The 18292-nt window shown below is 69.9% G+C and carries 19 protein-coding genes; 7 read left to right on the top strand and 12 right to left on the bottom strand.

What is annotated here, in order from left to right; translation table 11 throughout:
* Window positions 1–46: 46 nt before the first annotated feature.
* Window positions 47–667 carry a YigZ family protein gene (locus JT689_RS10640; RefSeq protein WP_010903713.1) on the bottom strand — a complete coding sequence of 207 codons (621 nt, stop codon included), beginning with the start codon at window positions 665–667 and terminating at the stop codon, window positions 47–49.
* Between the two features lie 84 nt (window positions 668–751).
* Between JT689_RS10640 and JT689_RS10635 the strand changes: the two genes are divergently transcribed.
* Window positions 752–1111: a hypothetical protein gene (locus tag JT689_RS10635; RefSeq protein WP_012289479.1), complete on the top strand. Its 360-nt coding sequence runs from the start codon at window positions 752–754 to the stop codon at window positions 1109–1111.
* Here JT689_RS10635 and JT689_RS10630 read toward each other — a convergent pair.
* Window positions 1108–1611, bottom strand: a complete 504-nt coding sequence (locus JT689_RS10630; protein WP_012289478.1) for an amino acid-binding protein — start codon at window positions 1609–1611, stop codon at window positions 1108–1110. The two genes, JT689_RS10635 and JT689_RS10630, sit on opposite strands and share 4 nt — an antisense overlap.
* 126 nt (window positions 1612–1737) lie before the next feature.
* Here JT689_RS10630 and JT689_RS10625 point away from each other — a divergent pair, with 126 nt between their 5' ends.
* Window positions 1738–2235, top strand: coding sequence for a hypothetical protein (locus tag JT689_RS10625; protein WP_205251180.1), 498 nt, complete (start codon window positions 1738–1740; stop codon window positions 2233–2235).
* Between the two features lie 28 nt (window positions 2236–2263).
* On the opposite strand, the gene hisB is transcribed toward JT689_RS10625, so the two are convergent.
* A complete protein-coding gene (gene hisB / locus JT689_RS10620) occupies window positions 2264–2854 on the bottom strand; it encodes an imidazoleglycerol-phosphate dehydratase HisB (RefSeq protein ID WP_010903709.1) in 591 nt (196 codons plus the stop codon).
* A gap of 51 nt (window positions 2855–2905) precedes the next feature.
* On the bottom strand, window positions 2906–3634 hold the full coding sequence (gene hisA, locus JT689_RS10615; RefSeq protein WP_205251179.1) for a 1-(5-phosphoribosyl)-5-[(5-phosphoribosylamino)methylideneamino]imidazole-4-carboxamide isomerase: 729 nt from the start codon (window positions 3632–3634) through the stop codon (window positions 2906–2908).
* 142 nt (window positions 3635–3776) lie between these two features.
* Between hisA and fer2 the strand changes: the two genes are divergently transcribed.
* Together fer2 and JT689_RS10605 are read left to right on the top strand one after the other, a co-directional pair.
* Window positions 3777–4166 (top strand): ferredoxin Fer2, encoded by a 390-nt coding sequence (fer2, locus tag JT689_RS10610; protein ID WP_010903707.1) that lies wholly within the window; start codon window positions 3777–3779, stop codon window positions 4164–4166.
* A gap of 207 nt (window positions 4167–4373) precedes the next feature.
* The gene (locus tag JT689_RS10605; protein WP_205251178.1) at window positions 4374–5669 is read left to right on the top strand and encodes a glycosyltransferase family 87 protein; all 1296 of its coding nucleotides are present in this window, start codon (window positions 4374–4376) and stop codon (window positions 5667–5669) included.
* A gap of 28 nt (window positions 5670–5697) precedes the next feature.
* On the opposite strand, the gene JT689_RS10600 is transcribed toward JT689_RS10605, so the two are convergent.
* Genes JT689_RS10600 through mamA form a run of 5 tightly spaced genes read right to left on the bottom strand, consistent with a single transcriptional unit; the run spans window position 5698 to window position 10997 of the window.
* On the bottom strand, window positions 5698–7173 hold the full coding sequence (locus JT689_RS10600) for an acetyl-CoA hydrolase/transferase family protein (RefSeq protein WP_205251177.1): 1476 nt from the start codon (window positions 7171–7173) through the stop codon (window positions 5698–5700).
* Complete coding sequence (locus JT689_RS10595) at window positions 7170–7796, bottom strand: MaoC family dehydratase (protein WP_205251176.1); 627 nt, start codon at window positions 7794–7796, stop codon at window positions 7170–7172. Before JT689_RS10595 ends, JT689_RS10600 begins: the two co-directional genes overlap by 4 nt.
* A gap of 58 nt (window positions 7797–7854) precedes the next feature.
* Window positions 7855–9111 carry a methylaspartate ammonia-lyase gene (locus tag JT689_RS10590; protein ID WP_205251175.1) on the bottom strand — a complete coding sequence of 419 codons (1257 nt, stop codon included), beginning with the start codon at window positions 9109–9111 and terminating at the stop codon, window positions 7855–7857.
* Window positions 9111–10541, bottom strand: coding sequence for a methylaspartate mutase subunit E (locus JT689_RS10585; protein WP_205251174.1), 1431 nt, complete (start codon window positions 10539–10541; stop codon window positions 9111–9113). The genes JT689_RS10590 and JT689_RS10585 overlap by 1 nt, the downstream gene beginning before the upstream one ends.
* Before the next feature lie 6 nt (window positions 10542–10547).
* Window positions 10548–10997 carry a methylaspartate mutase subunit S gene (mamA, locus tag JT689_RS10580; protein ID WP_205251173.1) on the bottom strand — a complete coding sequence of 150 codons (450 nt, stop codon included), beginning with the start codon at window positions 10995–10997 and terminating at the stop codon, window positions 10548–10550.
* Window positions 10998–11221: 224 nt separating this feature from the next.
* Here mamA and JT689_RS10575 point away from each other — a divergent pair, with 224 nt between their 5' ends.
* On the top strand, window positions 11222–12166 hold the full coding sequence (locus JT689_RS10575) for an A24 family peptidase (protein ID WP_012289477.1): 945 nt from the start codon (window positions 11222–11224) through the stop codon (window positions 12164–12166).
* A 45-nt stretch (window positions 12167–12211) separates the two neighbouring features.
* Window positions 12212–12601, top strand: coding sequence for a phosphoribosyl-AMP cyclohydrolase (gene hisI, locus JT689_RS10570; protein WP_136361599.1), 390 nt, complete (start codon window positions 12212–12214; stop codon window positions 12599–12601).
* A 15-nt stretch (window positions 12602–12616) separates the two neighbouring features.
* Here the strand turns inward: hisI and alaS are convergent, their stop codons facing one another.
* Together alaS and JT689_RS10560 are read right to left on the bottom strand one after the other, a co-directional pair.
* On the bottom strand, window positions 12617–15406 hold the full coding sequence (gene alaS, locus JT689_RS10565; protein ID WP_205251172.1) for an alanine--tRNA ligase: 2790 nt from the start codon (window positions 15404–15406) through the stop codon (window positions 12617–12619).
* Between the two features lie 61 nt (window positions 15407–15467).
* A complete protein-coding gene (locus JT689_RS10560) occupies window positions 15468–16178 on the bottom strand; it encodes a DsbA family protein (RefSeq protein ID WP_229373372.1) in 711 nt (236 codons plus the stop codon).
* Between the two features lie 88 nt (window positions 16179–16266).
* Here JT689_RS10560 and JT689_RS10555 point away from each other — a divergent pair, with 88 nt between their 5' ends.
* Window positions 16267–17250, top strand: coding sequence for a glutathione S-transferase family protein (locus tag JT689_RS10555; RefSeq protein WP_205251170.1), 984 nt, complete (start codon window positions 16267–16269; stop codon window positions 17248–17250).
* An 8-nt stretch (window positions 17251–17258) separates the two neighbouring features.
* On the opposite strand, the gene JT689_RS10550 is transcribed toward JT689_RS10555, so the two are convergent.
* The gene (locus tag JT689_RS10550) at window positions 17259–18227 is read right to left on the bottom strand and encodes a replication factor C small subunit (RefSeq protein WP_010903695.1); all 969 of its coding nucleotides are present in this window, start codon (window positions 18225–18227) and stop codon (window positions 17259–17261) included.
* Window positions 18228–18292 lie beyond the last annotated feature (65 nt).

Genomic DNA, 18292 nt, shown 5'->3' with positions numbered 1-18292 from the left:
TTAGGCCAGCCTAAAACTACTTGTGCGCTTCGGTTTTCCGCCGGAGCTACGAGATCTCCGCCCGGCCGCTCGTTGCGTCCGCGATGCGCTCCCGGAGCGCGTCGGCGTCGGCCACAGCCACCGTCACCTCGAACGTCACGTCGGCCTCGTAGTCGGCGTCGAACGAACACTCGGCGCTCTCCAGAATCCCCCGCACGGTGCCCGAATCATCGTATGCAACCGTCACCACGAGCCGCGCCTGCGGGCGCTGGGTGACCACGCCGGCCGCATCCACGGCGTCCTTGACCGCCGTCGAATACGCCCGCGCCAACCCCCCAACGCCCAGGTTTGTCCCCCCGTAATAGCGCGTGACGACACCCACCACGTTCTCGACGTCGCGCTGCTGGACGACGTTCAACGCCGGCTTCCCGGCGGACCCAGTCGGCTCGCCGTCGTCGCTCTGGTACTCCCGCAACAGATGCCCACCGCCCGGGCCACCACCGGTCACGCGCACCCGATACCACGGCACGTTGTGGGTGGCATCCGCGTGGCGCTCCCGGACCTCCTGGATGAACGCTTCGGCCGCCGCAACGGTGTTTGCCGGCCCCGCATACCCGATGAACTCAGACCCCCGGACCTCGAAGCTGTCCCGCCCCGAGCCCGCAAGCGTGCGGTAGGCGTCGGTCACACGCGCTCGTTGGTCGAGCAGGGGGTTGCCGCTTGCGGTTCTGCCCACAAGGGTTATGCATTCGTCGGCGCAAACCCGGGACAGATGGTTGCGTTGACGACCGGCGACCTGTTGTTCACGCTCTCCCGACTCACCCCTTCGTTCCCGGGCCAGCTCGCCGGACTCACTGACCTCGAACTGCTGTACGCCGCCGCCAGCGCCCTGCTCTCGCTTTCCGGCATCGCGATGGTCGCGTTCGCCGCCAACGCGTTCCTCCAAACCGAACGCCGGGAAATGCTGTACCTCGCGTTGGGGTTCTGTGTCGTCGTTGCGGCCGCGATCGCCACCACCGTTTCGGCGTTCGCACAGGACTTCGAGAACGCCATCCTCCTGCTCACGGTGAACTACGCGCTGACAACGGTCGGCTACGTGTTCATCCTGGCGAGTGTGCTCTTCCGGGATTAGGACAGCTCCACCGATCGCACCGCCGACATCTCCGCCAGCGCCGTGAACACCGCCCCCGGCAACTCCTCGTCGGTCACGACGTACAGCCGCGGTTCGTCGGTGAACTCCGGGTCCTCGCTGATCGTCTGCCGGATCGGGATCCCGTGGTCGGCCAGCAGTCCCGTCACCGCGGCCACGATCCCCGGCTCGTCGGCGTCCTGAACGGCCACCGTCACCACGTGCAGGTCAAGCACGGGTGCCAGATCCATCAGGCTCGGGATCTGACTGATGTTCTGGAAGATGCGCGTCAGCTCGCCGTCATCGAGGATCGCCTCCGTCGTGGAATCGACCACCCGCCGGTCGACGCCCGCCTCCTGGGCGACCTGCGTGTACGGGATCTCGATCCCCCCGGAGACCACGCGGCCGCCGTCGTTCACCGAGAACCCGCGTTCGAGCAACAGCCGAATCACCGCCTGCTGTCCGGGACTCCCCTCGAACTTCTGCATGATCTCGTCGAACATTATGGTCCAAGCCAGGTGGACGCGCCTGAAAACCGTTCGCGTCCCAGTCACCCCGCCAGCCGGTGTCCGGCCACCCAGCCCAACACCGAGCAGGCTTTTGGGGCTGCCAGCCACAGCCAGGAACGTATGCGTCAAGTAGACACCTGTGACTTCTGTGGCGACGCCCCGGATGGGGTCTTCGAGGTCGTCCCCGCGGCCAACCCCAGCGGTCCGGTACGGCTCGCGCTCTGTGACGGCTGCAAAACCACGCTGGAGACGGTCACCGACCCGCTCCGTGGTGCCGACGACCACGACGGGGCGGCCACGGACACCGACCACTCCGGCTCCGACCCGGCCGCCGATTCTCCCGCCACCCCGCCGACGTCCCCGCAAGCCGCCAGCAGCGACGCCGCCGGCATCACCATCGAGGACTCCACCGACGACGCCGCCGCTTCGCGGCCCGACGGCTACGCCCAAGTCCTGCGGCTGCTGGAGAACCGCGACGACGACATGCCACGCGGCGACCTGCGCGCGCTCGCGACGAACGCCTACGGGCTGACTGCGGACTCCTTCCAGACCGCCGTCGACGCCGCCATCGAGAACGGCGACGTGGCCGCCGACGGCGACGGACTGCGCCGCACATAGGTCGGCTCCCACGCCAGCGCCGCCCCGCTCAGAGGTCGCCCTTCGTCGAGGGCGTCTCCCCCGCCCGGCGCTGGTCGATGCGGGTCGCGTCGTCCACCGCCCGCCCGACCCCCTTGAACAGCGCCTCGATCTCGTGGTGGGCGTTCTCGCCGTCGACCCCGCAGTGCAGCGTGACCGCGGCGTGCGTCGCGAACGTCCGCCAGAAGTGCGCCGCCATCCGGCTCGTCAGCCCGCCGACCGTCGGCTGGCTGAACCCACCGTCGAACTCGTAGACGGCGCGCCCCGACACGTCCACGACCACGGACGCCACCGCCTCGTCCAGGGGCACCCGGCGGTCGGCGAACCGCTGGATGCCGCGCTTCTCGCCGACCGCCTCGCTGAACGCCGCCCCGAGCGCGATCCCCACGTCCTCGACGGTGTGGTGGTCGTCAACGTCGAGATCGCCGTCACAGCGCACGGTCACGTCGAACAGCCCGTGTTTCGCGAACGCCGCCAGCATGTGATCGAAGAACCCGATCCCGGTGTCGACGGTGTGCTCGCCGTCGCCGTCGAGGTCCAGCGTGACCGCCACGTCGGTTTCGGCCGTCTCCCGCGTCACTGCGGCTGTCCGGTCTGTCATCACCGCGGTAGTGGCGCGCCGCCCACATGGTCGTTGTGCTCCCGGCGGCGCTCAGTCCTCGACGGCCGCCTGCGCGTCCGCAAGCGTGAAATTCCCCTCGTAGAGCGCGGTCCCGACGACCGCGCCGGCCGCCCCCGCGGCTTCGAGTGCGCGCACGTCGTCGACAGTGGCAACGCCGCCGCTGGCGATCACCGGGATGTCGACGCTGTCAACGAGGTCTCGAACGGGGCCGGTTCGCACGCCCTCCTGTTTCCCCTCTACGTCCACGTCGGTGAACAGGATGCCCGCCGCCCCCAGGTCGGCGTACCGCTGGGCGGCCGCCACCGGGTCCATGCCGGTGCCCTCGGTCCAGCCTTCCACGACCACCTCGCCGTCCTTGGCGTCCAGGCTCACGAGCACGCCGTCGCTGTACGCGGCCGCGATCTCCCCGACGATGTCGGGGGTTTCGATGGCGGCGGTGCCGAGGATGACACGGTCGACGCCCCGGTCGAGCAGGGCCGTGGCGTCCTCGGCGCTCCGAATGCCGCCACCGACCTGCACTGACACGTCGGTCGCGTCGAGGATGTCCTCGACGGCGGTGGCGTTCGCGCGCGCACCCTCGAAGGCGCCGTCCAAGTCCACGAGGTGCAACGCCTCGGCGCCCGCGGCCACCCAGTCGGTCGCGGCGTCCACGGGGTCGCCGTACGTGCGCTCGGTCCCACGCTCCCCCTGCACGAGCTGCACCACCTGTCCGTCCTGCATGTCGACGGCCGGCAGCACCGTGAACGACTCGAATGTCATACCCCCACCATGGGCTGCCGTGGATAAAACCCCTCGTTGACGCCGCGGGCAGCGTCGTGATGGCGGTCACACCCGGGCTTTCGTGGCAGTACGCTGGCCCGAACAGCAACTACTATGCGTTCGGAAGCCGAACTCTGCAGTGATGCCGACGGTAGAATACCTCAACTACGAAACGCTGGACGACCAGGGCTGGGACATGGACGACGACGACCTCTTCGAGAAGGCCGCCGACGCCGGTCTCGACGGCGAAGACTACGGCACGATGGAGGTCGCGGAGGGCGAGTACATCCTCGAAGCCGCTGAAGCGCAGGGCTACGACTGGCCGTTCTCGTGTCGCGCCGGTGCCTGTGCGAACTGCGCGTCCATCGTCAAGGAGGGCGAAATCGACATGGACATGCAGCAGATCCTCAGCGACGAGGAAGTCGAGGAGAAGGACGTGCGCCTGACCTGCATCGGCTCGCCCGCAGCCGACGAGGTCAAGATCGTCTACAACGCCAAGCACCTCGACTACCTGCAGAACCGCGTCATCTGAACTGGCCCCGCGCCCGGTCCGGGACAGCCCGTGACGCGCCGCTAGCTCACCCGATTCTTCGCGCACACGCCACGCAGCCCCGGCTCCGCCAGCCTGCCTGCCGCGCCGGCCCACTACTGGCCGCCCTGTGCGTTCCGCCTCGGCGCATTCTCTCGTTGTGAAACTACTCCCTTTACACTAAACCACCCAACCGAGAAGCCGGTGGCAATGTCGCGCACCCTGCGGTTGTCAGCCATTCGACCGTCGTGGCTGCCGGCCGGCCTTGACGCCCGCCGCCTCGTGCTGTTCTGGAGCGCTGTTGCCGGCGTGCTGGTTCCCGTCTACTTCCTCGTGCTCGCGGACGTTTCGCACCTCGCCTGGGACTACCGCGCCTACCACGCGGCCGCGGAAGCCGCGCTCCACGGCGACCCGTTCGTCGGCATCGAAACCGGGCTGCCGGGCGTCTCATACGTCTACCCACCGGTCGCGGTCGCGCTGTTCGTGCCCCAAGCGGCCGCCGGCGGCTGGCAGACCGCGTTCGCGATCCAGTCGGCGTGCAACGTCGCAGCGGCGCTGGGGCTTGCAGCCCTGGCAGTTCGTACCATCGAAGCCCGGCGCGGCCGACTCGACGACATCGACCGGCTGCTCGTCGTTGGGTTCTGCGTCGCCAGCGCGCCAGTCCTGTCCGCGCTCGGCCTGGGGCAGGTCGACACCCTGATCGCGCTCGCGCTCGCGGGCACGTTCGTCGCGCTCGAACGCGACCACCAGGGGATCGCCGGCGTCGTCATCGCCGCCGCCGCCCTGGTGAAGGTGTTCCCGGTCGTCCTCGGACTGTGGCTCGTGTTCCGGCGGGCCTGGCACGCGATCGGGGTCGCGGTGGCCACGGCGACCGGCGCGCTCGTGGCCGGCGGGCTCTGGTTCGGGGTCGACGCCTACATCCGGTACGTCCACGTGCTGGCCGCCCGCAGCCGGGTGTCTGAGTTCGCCGGCACCGTCTCCCCGGATTTCTTCGCGATGTCGCTGTACCGGCCGCTCTCGCAGCTCCTGGGCACCGTCGACCCCCGGTTGTACGGCCCGCTGGCACTCCTGGCGGTCGCACCCGCGGTGTGGTTCGTCGCTCGCCGGGAGCACACCCTCACCGACCGACTGACGACGTACCTCGCCGTCGTCGCGGGCATGCTGCTCGTCTCACCCGCGTCGAACGCCCTCTACGTGGTGTACGCCTACTTCCCGCTGGTGTGTCTGCTGTACCTCGATCCCGGCGGCCGCGAGCGCTGGCTGCTGCTCGCAGGCACCGCCGCCATGGCGTTCCCCGTCCAGCCCGCCCACGTCGCGGCCGGCCTGGCGTCACTCGGCGCACCGTCGACAGCCAGCCACGCCGTCCTCGCTGTCGTCGCCCCCGTCTTGTCCGTTGCCTCCGTTCCCCTCCTCGGCCTTTCGGCGGTACTCGTGTGGTGCACCATCCACACCGCGGGCCGCCACGTTCCACTCACCACCGCCCACACCGCAGCCAGCGGCGACTGACCGGCCGCCGGTGGTGTTCGTGGCCGGGCTACGACTGCCAGTCGAACGCCGTCGACAAGTCGTGTGGGAGGTGCCCCGATGACTCCCGGGCGCGATCCAGGTACGCCCGCAGATCCGGCCTGAACGCGGGGGCGGCGCACTCGATGATCGCCTCGGCGCGCGCGACGGGTGGCTTCCCGCGCAGGTCCGCGACGCCGTGCTCGGTCACCACCACGTCGGTGTCGTGTTCGGTGTGGTCGACGTGGCTCGCCAGCGGCACGACCGTCGACACGTCCCCGCCGGCCGCGGTCGCGGGCAGCGCCACCACAGTGAGGTGGGCGTTCCGATTGAAATCGACGCTGCCGCCGATGCCGTTGATGAGCCGCGCCCCTGAGACGTGTGTGGAGTTGACGTGTCCGTAGAGATCCACGCCGACCGCGCTGTTGACCGCGACCACCCCGAACCGGTCGATCAGCGACGGCGCGTTCGAGACGTTCGACGGGCGGAGCACCACGTCCTCGGCGTACCGCTCGGGCGCGTCGAACACGCGATCCTGTCCGTCCACTGAGAGCGCCAGCGAGGTCGCGCTCGCCACCGCCAGGTCGCCGTCCGCAAGCAGGTCCAACAGGCCGTCCTGGATCACCTCGCCGTAATACCGCAGCTCACCGTCGGCGAGCGACGACCCCGACAGCGCGCCCATCAACGCGTTCCCGAGGCTGCCGACGCCGAACTGGAGCGTCGGTGCCGCCCCGATCACCGGATCACGGTCGACGGCGCGCTCCAACACGGTCAAGACGTTGTCGGCGATGCGGCGGTCAGTCGCGGTCGGGTCACGGAACTCGTAGGGATCATCACGGCGGTCCGTGCGCACGACCGCGCGCAGCTTCTCGGGGTCGAATCGCACGGCCGACTCGCCCACCCGCTCGCCCGGCGCGGACACCGCCAGCGGCCCCCGGTCGGGCGGCGGGTCACGCACCACCACGTCGTGGAACGCCGACAGCCCCATCGGCTGGGCGTCGTTGACCTCCACCACCACCTCGTCGGCCGCCCGCACGTACGCCGGCGTCTGCCCCACGGACGTCGAGGGGATCAGCCACCCCGGCCCGACCGCCACCGCCTCCACGACCGCCACGTCGGGGTCCACCAGCCGCCCGAACCGCACCTCGTCGCTCAGCCCGGCGATCCCGCGATCCGCGAACGCCAACTCCCGCTCGTTCGCGGCCGTCCGCGCGGCCGTCGTCGCCTGATACGGGTACCGCCGCGCGACGCCGCCCGCCGCCACGAGATCGGTGTCCAGTGGGTCGCCGACGCTCCCGCCGGAGACGACGGTGAGCGCGAGGTCGCGGCCGTCGCGCGCGGCCGCGGCCAGCGCCCGTGGCACCGCCTTCGGGTCGCCGACGCTCCCGAACCCCGACACCGCGAGCGTCGCGTCGTCGGCGATGCCGGCCGCCACGGTGGCGGCGTCTTTGACCGGACAGTCGCCGTTCACGCGCCCCGCCACGCCGGCCGTCCGCGGTGCCGTCATCGTGACTCCCCGTCCGGGACCGTGCGCTCGGCGTCCGGTTGCGTGCCGACCCCCGCGGGCCATCCCGGTGGCCGGGCGGCCGACGGGTCCGCGGCCCCACGCTTGCGCACCATCGGCGTGCGCTCCAGGGACAACACCAACTCGCCGTCCTGGGTGTACGTCCGCAGCTCCGTGGTCACCATCCCGACGCGGGGCCGGGACTCCGATTCGCGCTTGCTGAGCACCTCGCTCTCGGCGAACAGCGTGTCGCCGTGGAACACCGGCGCGTGGTGTTGGATGTCGTCGTACCCGAGGTTCGCGGTCGCGTTCGCGGACACGTCCACCACGCTCATCCCCACCGAGAGCGCGATCACGAACAGCCCGTTCACGAGGCGTTCGTCGAACTCGGTTCCGGACGCGTACGCCGCGTTGAAATGCATCGGGTTCGCGTTCATCGTGAGGTTCGTGAACCACACGTTGTCGGTCTCCGTGACCGTCCGGCCGTAGGGGTGTTTGTACACGTCGCCGACCGCGAAATCCTCGTAGAACCGCCCCTGCCAGCCCGCCCGGAGCTGGACGGTCGTGTCGGTTGCTGTGCGCTGCTCGGCCGTTCCCGTAGACGGGTTCGTCGTGTCCTGTGGCATCGTTGTGGCTGTGTGTCGGTGTTCGGTTGGCGATTCCCCGAGTCCGCCCGCACGCCGCCTATGCCGCGTCACCAGGACCCACTGCCGCCCGGTGGCGCGCGAGCGTGCGTCGCATCTCGTTGCTGACCGCCGCGTACCCCGCGTCGAACCCCATGCCGGGCTTCGCAAGCACCTGTGCGGCGTCGGTCGCCAGCGCGACGTGCGCGCACCGCCGCGCCGACACCGTCGTCTCGTTGCACGTCCCGCCGACGTACGCCCGGGTGTCGGTGCCCGCGCAGTATCTGGCTGCCCGCCCACTCTCCAGGAGGCCCCCCACGTCCGGGGTCTTCACCTGGACGACGTCCGCCGCGCCGGCGTCCACGAACGCCTCGACGTCCGCGCGGCTGTCACACCACTCGTCGGCGACGATGTCGACGGCCACGCCGGCGTCCGCGAGGCCGTCCCGGAGCTCCGCCATCGCGTCGATCTGCGCCTCGCGGCTCCCGGCGTCCATTGGCCCCTCGATCTGCAGCGGGTACGGGGCGGCCGCCGCCCGCAGCTCGCGGACGTACCCCGTGACCGCCGCGCGGTCGTACGGCGGCCCGAACAGCTCCCCGAGCATCCCGTACACGTCGACGTGGAACCGCGGCCGATAGCCGTCGCCGCCCAGGGTGGCGGCGCGCTCGGACAGCCAGTCGAGGTACTCGACGAGTCGGACGCCGTCGGGGCCGACCGCCTCGACGCTGTTGAACAGCCCGTGGGGCAACACGCCGACCCGCTTTAGCAGCATCGCCTCCGCGCCGCGGCGGCGCTGCTCGCCGGACTGCCCGAACACGGGCACCGGCTCCGTCGCCGGCTCAGTCCCCAGGGCGTCCGCGAGGACCCGCGTCTGCGTGGTCGCGCGCGCGGCGCTGGCGGCGGCCACCAGCGCCTGCGAGACGCCGTACCGGACCGCGGTGTGCAGCCCTCGCTCGTCGGCGAGTGACTCGACGACCGCCGCGTTGTCCGCGACACACGCCGCATCCCGGCCCACGAGCGCCTCGGCCACCGCGCCCTCCACGACGGCCCTGTGGTCGGCCGCCCGGAACAGCGGATCACGGTCGCCCGCGCCGGAATACTGGACGGCCGCGCAGTCCCCGCGCACCCGTCGCCCGTCGCTCAACACCACCTCGACCACGAGCGCCTCCCCGGGTTCGCGGATGCGCTCGTAGCCGTCCGTCCGCGGGCTGCCCGCGTACGCCATCCCGTCGGCGTCGGCGCCGGCGGTGATCGCGGCCTGATCGTCGAAGAAAAACCCCGCGACCCCCGGCGTCGCGGTGACGCGTTCGATCCGCATCAGTCGTCCCCCGGGCGGCCGATGAGCCGCCCATCGCTGACCGCCGACACGTCGTCGGCCACCATCCGGAACGAGAGCTCCCGGCCTTCGGTGTCCGCGCGGCGGTCCAGTCGCGCGCGGTGGATTCGCTTCGTTTCGTCGTCCAGCGCCACCGCCCCGAACTTCAGCAGGCGAACCCGACCGTCGTCGTCGCGGGCCGGGAGCACGTCACCCGCCGCCGCGTCGCTGGGCGGGAACGGGATGTCAAGCGTCCCCGCGTCGAACGCCCGCACCGTGCCACGCGCGATGTCGCCGTCGCCGGCCTCGTACACCGCATCGAGCAGTGATCGCACCGACCGCTCGATCAACGCCTGCTCCCTGTCGACGCCGTCCAGCGTGATCGACTGCTCGTCGAGCATCCGCAGCACCTGCTCGGTCGTGCGCAGGCCCGCGGCGTTCGATTCCGCCGTCGGCACGCCCACCGCCTCCTGGGGGGATTTGGTGATGACCTTCGTGGGTTCGACGAGCGCAGCGGTCGCGCCGGCCAGCCCGATGACGCCGTGGGCCCGCGCCTCGTCGCGCGGGAACCCCCCCATCCACTGGTGGAGCACTGTCGTGACGGTCACCGAGTCGGGCAGGTACTCCGCCCCGATGGCCGCCATCGCGCGCACCGCAGCGACGTCTTGGACGAGGTTGCCGACCTGGCCGTACCCCAGCGTGACGCTGCGGACGCCCTGGGTTGCCGCCAGCAGCCCCTCGATGGTGACGATCGCGATGGCGATCGACGGCGGGACGAGCGTCCCCGTCAGCGGACCGAACGGCTCGCGGTTGATCGTGACCCCGCGCTCCGTGTACGCCCCACAGAGCCGGTCGACGTACTGCCAGTACTCGATGGTCGTCTCTAGATCGTAGGCACTCGTGTACGGGAGGTTGTACGTGATCGGCCCGCCCTCGAAGCTCTGGAACCCGCCCGCAAGCGTGACCGCCGCCAGCAGGCGCGCGTCGGGGGTGCCGTGTCTGACCTGCACGGGTGCGTCGACCCGGCGCACGACCTCCCGGCAGCCCTCAACGCCGTGGTTGACGGCGGGAAAGCCGTTGAGCTCGCTGCTGTCGGCCTCCCGGGAGCGCGCCAGCCCCTCGGCGGCCTTCTCGTAGGCGTTGTCCCGGGTGTACGAGTCGATGGTGGTCGGCAGGAGGTCCGCGCCGCCTTCCTCGTCGAGGTGCTGGAGCAACTCGACGTGCTCGTCGAGGCGGGGCACGCCGGCGCGGGGCTGGCACAACACCGCCTCGGCGTTCTCAAGCACCGCCGCGAACCGCTTGTGGGGCGGCAGTGACTCGTGGAACGCCACGGCGTCCGCGAAGTCCACGGCCGCCCTCGATACCCAGTCGCCGGTTATCCGGTCCGTGATGGCCTCCAGTTCGGTGTCGGTGAGTCGCTTGTCTTCGATCATCGGGGGTTACGCGCCGAGGGTGGTGGTTGTCGGGCTGCGTTCGTCCACGTCCAGTTCCGTCTTGACCGCATCGACGACCGCCTCGAAGCCGGTTTGGGCGCTGAACACCCTGTCGAAGCCCATCTCCTCGAAGCGCTGTTTGACCGTCTCGAAGTCGGTCTGGCCGACCGCGAGGTTCCCGCCCACGACAGTCGTCGCGTCCACGCCCGCCGCCGCCAACTGATCGTGGAGCCCCGCACAGTCCTGCTGGGCGTGACCGTACAGCGAGGACACCAACACCGCGTCGGCGTCGTGGTCAGCGGCCGCCGCCGCGAACTCCGTTTTGGCCGTCTGTGCGCCGAGGTTGTGGACGGTGAACCCAGCCTCCCGCAACGCGTGATCCAGCAGCGTGATGCCGACCGCGTGGGCGTCTGAACCGATCGTTCCGAGGACGACGGTTGGATCTGTGGCGCTCATTGTTCGTTAGTAGTCGAAACAGACATCGACAATAAACGTATTGGCGATTACAGGGATCTGAAACAACGACGCTGTGCGGGCCGATCCGGGCTGTCGGGGGAGCATCCGTGTCGAACGCTCCGCCCCCATCCTTCATAAAAGTCCATTACTTATTCGCGGGTGTCCACACAGCCCGGCCGACCACGTGCAAAACAGCTAAGCAACCGTAGGTCCCTCACCCGGTAGTGGTCGACGCCTCGATACCGGATCTCCTCCGGCTCGTTGCAGTGCCAGCGCTCGGCTGGGCCGCCGTCCGCGACATACACACGCGCCGCGTCTCGAACACCCTCTGGGGGCCACTGGCGCTCCTCGGCGTGCTCCTCCTGCTGTGGGACGGCTTCGTCGCACTCGGCATCCCCGGCGGGCTCACGCCGTTCGCCATCCGAACCGCGTTCAGCCTCCTGTTCGTCATCCCGCTGGCGTACGGCTTCTGGTATATCGGCGGCTTCGGCGGCGCGGACGCCCGCGCGTTCATGGTGCTCGCCGTCCTCTTCCCCACCTACCCCGCCTATGAGTTCGCGGGCTACGCACTCCCCGGTGTCTCCACCACGCTCGGCGTCTTCTCGCTGACCGTCCTCACGAACACGGTGCTGTTCGCACTCGCGTACCCGCTCGTGCTCGGCGCCCGGAACGCCCTCACCGGGAACGTCTCCGTGGTCATGTTCGTCGGCCGGCGGGTCGCCGCCGACGACCTCGCCACGGTTCACGGCAGCCTGCTGGAATCCTCGGCCGGCGGGTTCACGCGCAGCGGCCTCGACCTGGACGCCCTCCGGATGTATCTCCGATGGCGTGACTGCACGCTCGCGGACCTCCGCTCGGACCCCGGCCTCCGACACCCGGACACGCTCCCTGATACCCCCGGCGACCCGACCGACGGCGCAGTCGCCACCGACGGCAGCGGCGACCCCTGGGGTGCCGCCGCGTTCCTCGCGGACATCGACCACTCCGCGTACGGCACCACCCCAGCCCAGCTCCGCGACGGCCTCGACCTCATCACCGACCACGACGACGTCTGGGTCACCCCCGGCGTCCCGTTCCTCCTGCCGCTGTTCGCCGGCCTCGTCGTCGCGCTCACGTTCGGCGACGTGCTGTTCTACGTGCTGGACGCCCTGGGGTTCGCGGCGGCCTGACCCGCCACGCACAACCACTAACCCCCCGGGCACCCAGTCGCCAGTATGGAGGAGTTCGACGTCGACCTCGACTTCGGCGGTGCCGGCCACACCGACGACGGCGACGGCCTCGTCGCCGTGATCGCCCAGGACGCCGACAGCCGCGACGTACTCATGCTCGCGTACGCCACCCGCGAGGCGGTCGCGAAAACCGCCACCACCGGGCGGGCGCACTACTACTCGCGGTCCCGCGACGAACTCTGGGAGAAAGGCGCAACCAGCGGCAACACCCAATCCGTCGACGAGATCCGCGTCGACTGCGACGGCGACGCCCTGCTGTATCTCGTCGCCCAGACCGGCGGCGCCTGCCACACCGGCCACGAATCCTGCTTCCACCGCACGCTCGACGGCGACACCGTCGGCGACCAGGTCTTCGACCCGGACGACGCGTACTGAGCCGCCGATCCGGCGTTACTCCGCGCTCGCGGCGTCACCGAGCACGTCGGCCGCCCGCGACAGTGCGTCGTCGAGGCGCTCCGCGTCCGGTCCCCCGCCCTGCGCGAAGTCCGGCGGCCCACCGCCACCGCCCCCCACCATGGCCGCGAGCTCGCCGACGACCTCGCCGGCGTTCACGGGCACACCGTCGGGGACGCCCACGACGAACTGCGCGCCGTCGGCACCGGAGCCGACGACCGCGACCTGCCCGCCGTCGACCAGCGCGTTCGCGGTCGCTTGCAACTCGTCCATGTCGCCGTCCACGCGCTGCACGACGGCCGTCGTGCCGGCGACGTCGACCTCTTCGCCGGCACCGCCGCCGGACGCCCGCGCCTCCGCGAGCTGCTCTTTGAGGTCGTCGATGGTCTTCCCGCGGTCCTTCCACTCGGTGAAAAACCGCTCGGCGGTCTCCGGAACCTCCGACGGCGTCACATCGAGCACCTCGGCGGCCGCCCGCAGATCGTCTTCCTGCCCCTGCACGTGCTCGACGGCGGCCGCGCCGGCGGCGAACGTCAGCCGCTCGACGCCGTCCTGCACGCGCTCGGCGTTCAGGATCTTGATCGACCCGATCTCACCAGTGCGAGCCACGTGGGTCCCCCCGCAGGCCTGCACGTCGTCGTCGACGTGCACGAGCCGGATCTGCTCTCCCGCCGGGATGCCGCCCTGATAGAGGTCGAACCCGTACTCCGCCTCGGCCTCGTGGCGGTCGGGCCACTCGCACTGCACGCTCGTGTTCGCGCGCACGATCTCGTTCGCCACGCGCTCGATCTCCTTGACGGTCTCCCTGTCCACGCGCTCGTAGTGCGTGACGTCGATGCGCGAGGAGTCGACGCCCTTCTGCGCGCCGGCCTGCCGGACGTGCTCGCCCAGCACCTGCCGGGCGGCGTACACCACGATATGCGTCGCCGTGTGGTGGGCCATCAGCCGGCGGCGGCGCTCGGTGTCGATCTGCCCGCGCACGAACTCCCCCTTCCCGGGGTTGTCGGTGGTGCGATGCAACACCACGCCGTCGCGCTCCTGGACGTCGATCACGTCCACGGTGTGGTCATCACCGGTCAACACGCCCGTGTCCGCCGGCTGCCCGCCGCCCTCCGGGTAGAACATCGTCTGATCGAGCACCACGTCGAAGGCACCGTCGCCGTCCTCGCCCTCCCGCTCGAAGACGTCGAGGACAACGGCCTCGAACTCAGACCCGTACGCGTCGTCGTAGTACAGCGTCTCCGTCTCGGGCAGATCCGCCAGCCGGTCGTCGCCGCCGCCGTCGCCGCCCGCCGCCCCGCTGTCGCCGTCGTCGTGGCGGGCCGCCACCAGCGAATAGAAGTCGTCGGGCGCGTCGACGGTCGCCCCGACGTCGGCGGCGATGTCGGCGACCATCCCCGGCTGGATGCCGTGTGAGTCGTACAGCTCGATCAGCTCGTCGGTCGGAACCGGCTCCCCGCGGTCGGCGTACTCCTCGGCCAGCTGCTCGACGCGACGCCCCCCACGTTCGAGGGTCTCCCCGTACTTCTCGACCTCCGACCGCACGATGCTCCGGATCGTGTCGCGGTTCTCGTACCCCAGCCGGTCGGCCTGCATGTCGACGAGCTCGTCGAGGGGCACGTCGGCACCGATGTCATCCACCAAGCGCTTGGTGCGGCGCAGCACCATCCGCGCCAGATAGCCCGTGCCGACGTTCGACGGCACGATCCCGTCGCCGAACATGTACGCCAACACCCGGGAGTGGTCGGCGATCGCGTAGATGTCCTCCAGGGGCGCCACAAGCTCGGTGAGGCGCTCGGCGTCGACACCCAGCTCAGCGGCGATCCCGGCGCGCGCGTCCTCGATGTCGGCCACCTCGTCGATATCGAGGTTCCCCGCGTGCTTCGACGCACGGTGCACGAGTTCGGCCTCCTCGTCGGTGTGCTCGATGCCCGCCTGCTCTTTGAGGAAGTCGATGGTGTCGGGGTAGACCGCCTCGTAGACGGTCGGCGTGCCCTGGCTCATCCACGTCCAGCGCTCGACGCCGTAGCCGGTGTCCACGACGCGGCGGTCCATCTCCGCGTACGTGTGCCCGTCTTTCATCTCGTACTCGCCGTCCGGATCCCGTTCGAGGCTCATGAACACCAGCGTCGCCAACTCCAAGCCCCGATAGATGACCTCGAACGCCGCGCCGGCGTTCCCGCCGCCGACCCAGGGATCCTCGATGAACGTCACCTCGTCGAGGGACACCCCCACGTCCGCCAGCAACCCCTCGCAGTGCTCGACGGCCGTGTCCTTCCAGTACACCTCCCCGTCGTAGGCGTAGTCGGTGCCCTCGTCGGCGTTGAACGCGTGATGGCCCAGCATCTCGAACGCCATCGTGTGCCGCCCGGTCTTCCCCACGTTGTCGATGTCCTGCATCCGAATGCAGGGCTGGCTCACCACCAGCGGGTTCGCCGGTGGCGGTGACGCCCCGCTCGTGACGTGGGGCTGGAAGTCATAGATCGACGCCTGGGTCAACAGCACGTCGTCGCGCCACCGGTTCGCCGCCACCGGATACGGGTCGATGCTGTCGTGGCCCGCGCGCTCGAAGTACGACACCATCGCCGACCGCATCTCGGTCAGCGAGTACGACGCATCGAAGCCGGGGTTGTCGATGAACTGGTAGTCCTCGCAGGGCGGCTCACCGCACGTCTCGCGGTCGCCGTCGCGCGTCCAGAAGTGCGCGCCACACGACACGCATTCCCGGCGGTGAAACCCCTCCTCCTCGAAGTATTCGAGGCGGTAGGCAGATTCGAGGTCGCTCATTGGACGTAGGTGGCCGGCGAGCGAGTAAAACAGTTCCGGGAGCGCTACCGCACCCCACGCGCTACTCGCTCAGCCCAGCCAACTCGACGAACTCGTCGTAGGGCTTCGCGCCGGTGAACGACGTGGTGACGACGCCGTCGGCAGCCACCACGAACCCGGGCGTCGACTTGATCCCGGCGTTCTTCGCGGCGGTTTCGTCCTGGGAGACCTGCGCGCTCTGCGTGCGCTCGGCGGCCGCCGTCCGGACCGCCTCGGGGTCCTCGATGTCGGTCTCCGACGCCAGGTACGATTTGATGGTTTCGCCGGGATCGTCGGCGACCTGGTCGGGGTTGCTGTACACCCACTCGCGGAGCGCCCAGAACGCGTCCGCGTTTCGCTCGTAGGTCTCCTCGAAGGCGTGCACAGCGCCTGTCGCCCACGGCGCGACGAACGCCATGTTCCGGTAGACGTACGACAGCGACCCCGGCTCGATGAAGTTCGCGTTCAGCTTCGGGAACACGTCCGCCTCGAAGTCCTGGCAGTGCGGACACGACGGATCGGAGAACACCACCACCGTGGTGTCGGCCGACAGCGGGTCCGGGCCGAGCACGGGCTGGGCGTCCAGCCCCGCCGCCGCCGGGTGGTCGGCCAGCGACGCTGCGTCGCCGGTCGTCTCGGCGTCCGTGGAACTGGACGCCTGGCTGTCGCCGCCGCCGTCGTTCGAGAGACAGCCGGCAAGCGACAGGCTCGCCGCCGCTGCCGTCGCCGTGAGCACGCGCCGTCTGTGTGGCATGGCCTGCGTTTCGGTGTCGCCGGTCAAATACCCCGTGGAATCAAACCCCGCCCCCACTGCTAAGCCGCTGGCTCGCGTACCGACGGGCATGGGCCGCATGATCGACGGTGACTGGCGCACTGAGGCGGACATGAACGAACACAGCGACGACGGTGCCTTCGAGCGCGACACCACCAGCTTCCGGAACTGGGTCGGCGACGACGTACCCCCGGCGGCCGGGCGCTACCACCTCTACGTCTCCTACGCCTGCCCGTGGGCCCACCGCACGCTCCTCGTGCGCGCGCTCTTGGGCCTCGAAGACGCGATCTCGGTCAGCGTCGTCGACCCCGTGCGCTACGATCAGGGTTGGACGTTCGACCCGGAGAAACCCGGCTGCACGCCAGACCACGTCTTCGGCGGCACCCACCTCCGGGACGTCTACACCGAAGCCGACCCCGAATACACGGGCCGCGTCACGGTGCCCGTGCTGTACGACACGGACGCGGACACCATCGTGAACAACGAAAGCGAGGAAATCATGCGGATGCTGGACGTGGCCTTCGACGACCACGCCGCACGCGACGTGGACCTCTACCCCGAGGGCTACCGGGACGAGGTGGACCGCCTCATCGAGGACATCTACGACCCCATCAACAACGGCGTCTACCGCGCCGGCTTCGCGGACAGCCAGCGCGCGTACGACAACGCCGTCGACGACCTCTTCGAGGCGCTCGCGCACTACGACGACGTGCTCGCGGAGCAGCGCTACCTCGCCGGCGACGTGCTCACGGAGGCCGACGTGGCGATGTTCACGACCCTGTACCGCTTCGACGAGGTCTACCACACGCACTTCAAGTGCAACCGCAAGCGCATCAGCGACTACGACAACCTCTGGCCGTACCTTCGGGAGCTCTGCCAGCTCCCCGGCGTCGCGGACACCCTCTACATGGAGCACGTCAAGCAGCACTACTACCGCAGCCACGGCCACCTCAACCCCAAGCGCCTCGTCCCGACGGGCCCGAACCCGGCGTTCTTCGCGCCCCACGACCGCGACGAGTTGCCGGGCGGGCCGCCCGCCGCGCTCGACCAGTAGCCAGCCACTTATTCGGCGTTCAGTGCGACGGACGCCAACAGCGCCTCCAGTTGCACGCGCTCGTTTGCGCCCTCCGCGATGCGGTAGTCGGCCTCCCCGAGGCGGTCCAGCAGCCGCACTGCGGCCGCCTCCTCGACATCGAACTCCCAGACCGAGCGGTGCACCTGGTCGATGATGTCGCCGCCCGCCAACCCCCGGTTCGTGAGGAGGTCGTCCAGCGTGGCTCGCGCGGCCGCGAAGTCGCCGCCCAGTGCCTCGGTCACCATCGTCTCGATCTCCTCGGGACGGGCGGTCGCGGTGATCGCGTAGACGGTCTCCTCGTTGACGCTGTCGCCGGTCGCCGAAGCCGCCTGGAGGGCGTTGATCGCGCGGCGCATGTCGCCGTCCGCGGCGTACACCAGCGCGTCGATGCCGTCGTCGGTGTGTTCCAGGCCCTCCGTCTCGGCGATCTCACGGAGGTGGGCGGCGACCGCGTCGTCGCCGAGCTGCGCGAACCGGAACACCGCACACCGGGACTGGATCGGGTCGATGATCTTCGAGGAGTAGTTACACGAGAGGATGAACCGGGTGTTGTTCGAGAACTGCTCCATCGTGCGGCGCAGCGCCGACTGGGCGTCGTCGGTGAGCGCGTCCGCCTCGTCCAGGAAGATGACGCGGTAGTTGTGGCCGCCGAACGACGACCGCGCGAAGTCCTTGATGCGGTCCCGGACCACGTCGATGCCGCGTTCGTCGCTGGCGTTCAACTCCAGGAAGTTGTCCTGCCAGTCGTCGCCGTAGAGTTCCTTGGCAATCGACACCGAGGACGCCGTTTTTCCGGTGCCCGCCGGCCCCGCAAACAGGAGGTGGGGGAGGTCGTCGCGGTCGACGTAGCTCTGCAGGCGCTCGGTGATGTCGGGGTGGCCAACCACGTCTTCGAGGCGTTCGGGCCGGTACTTCTCAACCCAGATCTCCTGGCGGCCGCCCGCGGCGTCGGTCATGCTCGCCACCACGAGCGTGTGGGACTTAAACGCCGCGAGACCCACCCATCCGGTTGCTGGCGCTG

Source organism: Halobacterium sp. GSL-19, from assembly GCF_016917855.1.
Lineage (GTDB): Archaea > Halobacteriota > Halobacteria > Halobacteriales > Halobacteriaceae > Halobacterium > Halobacterium salinarum.
Note: the sequence above shows the minus strand (reverse complement) of the source record. Positions and strands in the feature narration are given on the sequence as shown.

What these genes read in the sequence shown, in the direction of transcription:
- fer2 (WP_010903707.1), top strand. Translation starts at nt 3,777, where the DNA reads ATGCCGACGGTAGAATACCTCAACTACGAAACGCTGGACGACCAGGGC.
- hisI (WP_136361599.1), top strand. Translation starts at nt 12,212, where the DNA reads ATGGAGGAGTTCGACGTCGACCTCGACTTCGGCGGTGCCGGCCACACC.
- JT689_RS10625 (WP_205251180.1), top strand. Translation starts at nt 1,738, where the DNA reads ATGCGTCAAGTAGACACCTGTGACTTCTGTGGCGACGCCCCGGATGGG.
- alaS (WP_205251172.1), bottom strand. Translation starts at nt 15,406, where the DNA reads ATGAGCGACCTCGAATCTGCCTACCGCCTCGAATACTTCGAGGAGGAG.
- JT689_RS10590 (WP_205251175.1), bottom strand. Translation starts at nt 9,111, where the DNA reads ATGCGGATCGAACGCGTCACCGCGACGCCGGGGGTCGCGGGGTTTTTC.
- JT689_RS10630 (WP_012289478.1), bottom strand. Translation starts at nt 1,611, where the DNA reads ATGTTCGACGAGATCATGCAGAAGTTCGAGGGGAGTCCCGGACAGCAG.
- JT689_RS10605 (WP_205251178.1), top strand. Translation starts at nt 4,374, where the DNA reads ATGTCGCGCACCCTGCGGTTGTCAGCCATTCGACCGTCGTGGCTGCCG.
- JT689_RS10600 (WP_205251177.1), bottom strand. Translation starts at nt 7,173, where the DNA reads ATGACGGCACCGCGGACGGCCGGCGTGGCGGGGCGCGTGAACGGCGAC.
- JT689_RS10635 (WP_012289479.1), top strand. Translation starts at nt 752, where the DNA reads ATGGTTGCGTTGACGACCGGCGACCTGTTGTTCACGCTCTCCCGACTC.
- mamA (WP_205251173.1), bottom strand. Translation starts at nt 10,997, where the DNA reads ATGAGCGCCACAGATCCAACCGTCGTCCTCGGAACGATCGGTTCAGAC.
- hisA (WP_205251179.1), bottom strand. Translation starts at nt 3,634, where the DNA reads ATGACATTCGAGTCGTTCACGGTGCTGCCGGCCGTCGACATGCAGGAC.
- JT689_RS10560 (WP_229373372.1), bottom strand. Translation starts at nt 16,178, where the DNA reads ATGCCACACAGACGGCGCGTGCTCACGGCGACGGCAGCGGCGGCGAGC.
- hisB (WP_010903709.1), bottom strand. Translation starts at nt 2,854, where the DNA reads ATGACAGACCGGACAGCCGCAGTGACGCGGGAGACGGCCGAAACCGAC.
- JT689_RS10585 (WP_205251174.1), bottom strand. Translation starts at nt 10,541, where the DNA reads ATGATCGAAGACAAGCGACTCACCGACACCGAACTGGAGGCCATCACG.
- JT689_RS10595 (WP_205251176.1), bottom strand. Translation starts at nt 7,796, where the DNA reads ATGCCACAGGACACGACGAACCCGTCTACGGGAACGGCCGAGCAGCGC.
- JT689_RS10550 (WP_010903695.1), bottom strand. Translation starts at nt 18,227, where the DNA reads ATGACCGACGCCGCGGGCGGCCGCCAGGAGATCTGGGTTGAGAAGTAC.
- JT689_RS10555 (WP_205251170.1), top strand. Translation starts at nt 16,267, where the DNA reads ATGGGCCGCATGATCGACGGTGACTGGCGCACTGAGGCGGACATGAAC.